This is a genomic window from Bartonella sp. AC329YNZD (genome assembly GCF_042196685.1).
In the GTDB taxonomy this organism is placed as follows: Bacteria; Pseudomonadota; Alphaproteobacteria; order Rhizobiales; family Rhizobiaceae; genus Bartonella.
Genome location: NZ_JBHIQS010000125.1, coordinates 1 through 565, shown reverse-complemented (window position 1 = coordinate 565; position 565 = coordinate 1). Strand labels below are relative to the sequence as shown.

General features: G+C 36.8%; 1 protein-coding gene. It reads left to right on the top strand.

Features of this window, described 5'->3' with window-relative positions:
• Positions 1–277: 277 nt before the first annotated feature.
• Positions 278–565: hypothetical protein (locus tag ACFIMW_RS09525; protein ID WP_375697403.1), on the top strand; the 288-nt coding region annotated here is incomplete at its 3' end.

Here is a 565-nt window from a genome sequence, read left to right as displayed (position 1 = left end):
GGTATCAGAGCCATACCTCTTGTGTGTAGTTTTTGGCTTAAAACTTCTCTTCCCGAGTGTCTTTGATCTTGTCTAATTTGATTTATTAATTTATTTGATTTCTTTAATTATGAGTAAAGAAGGAGGTTCAGTTGCCCGGCCACCATTTTTTGACGGCCTAAATTACCCGTACTGGAAAGTTCGTATGCGTGCATTTCTAAAGTCTATAGATGAACGCGTATGGAACTCAATAATATTCGATTATACGGCTCCTACTATATTAAAAGATGATGTAGTAGTGCCTAAAGAACCTCATACATGGAGACAAGCTGAAATAAATTCTGAAGGCTACAATAGCAAGGCCTTAAATGCCATTTTTAATGCTGTGAGTGAGTCAGAATTTCGAAGGATAGGAACATGCGAGTTAGCCAAACAAGCATGGGACATCCTTGAAGTTCAGTTTGAAGGAACTTCAACCGTAAAGTTTTCAAAGCTTCAAAGATTAGCTTCTACCTTTGAAGAGTTGAAAATGGACACGGATGAAACCTTTGATGCTTTCTATATTCGTCTTGTTGATATTATAAAT